At 55.6% G+C, this 1002-nt stretch carries 1 protein-coding gene and 1 pseudogene; both read right to left on the bottom strand.

All coding sequences use genetic code 11. The features are described 5' to 3' along the window. Window positions 1–374: pseudogene (locus AC1DLB_RS30915) on the bottom strand (IS5/IS1182 family transposase); the annotation flags it as partial. A 47-nt stretch (window positions 375–421) separates the two neighbouring features. Next, a partial coding sequence (locus tag AC1DLB_RS30910) for a LysR substrate-binding domain-containing protein (protein ID WP_477786394.1) occupies window positions 422–1002 on the bottom strand: 581 nt, incomplete at its 5' end.

Below are 1002 nucleotides of genomic sequence, written 5' to 3'. Positions count from 1 at the left end.
GAAGATGATGGTGTTGGCTTTGGTGACGTGCGAACGCTCGTCTTGAAGACTCGCCATTCGCTGCGTAATACGTTGCCGGCCGGGCAGCGGTATTCCTCGGCCTCTTCATTCCAGTGGAAATCGTTACTCGAAAAGCTGTCGTTCTTGCGCTCAGTTTTGTCCCACACCGGCATATGCGGCTCGATGTCTTTTTTCTCCACCATCCAGGCCAGCATCGGCGCAGTACCGTAAGCGGTGTCGCCAATGAGGCGCTCTGGCTTGATGTCGAACTGCACTTCGACCCGATCGATCATCGTCTTGGTGCTCTCGACTTCTGGGGTTCGATGAGCCGGTGTGGGTTCCACATCCATGATCACGCAGTGCTCGCCATCCATCGACTGGCACGCTTGCTCAAGCTGTGTGCAATCAGCTCTTGCTGCGGTCAACCCAAGCTTTGGATGACCTCATCCACGAAGTGTCGGAGCTTTGCTGAAGGGCGACGGTCGGCGGGGTAGATCAGGTTGACAGGGTAGATGGGGCCTTCGAAGTTCTCAAAAAGTACGACCAACTCACCTCGTCGCACGTAGGGCGTCAGCACGTCCTCGACGCAGAGCGTAATACCGAAACCCGACAATGCGGCGTTCACCTTGGCCATGGTGTTGTTTACTTTCAGTCGACTCGCAATGGGGATCGTGAACGTCTGCATATCTTTAGTGAATCGCCAGAGCTTGTCTGTCATTCGATCGGAAAACAGGTAGCCCAGACAGTCATGGTCCACGAGCTGCTCAGGATGGAGCGGGACCCCTTTGCGCGAGAGATAAGCGGGGGATGCGCAGGCTAACATCCTGAAAGGTTTCAAACCGCGTTGAACCAGAGCTGCACTGTCGGCCAGCTGAGGTTTTCCCAGCCGGAAGACGACTTCGTAGCCTTCTTCCACGACATTCACGAACCTGTCCGTCAACTCCAACTCGATTTCCGTTTCGGGGTAACGCGTCAGGTATTGGGTGAGGAACGGGATCAGTC

The sequence above is a fragment of the Pseudomonas sp. 05N434 genome (assembly GCF_056396965.1).
Note: the sequence above shows the minus strand (reverse complement) of the source record. Positions and strands in the feature narration are given on the sequence as shown.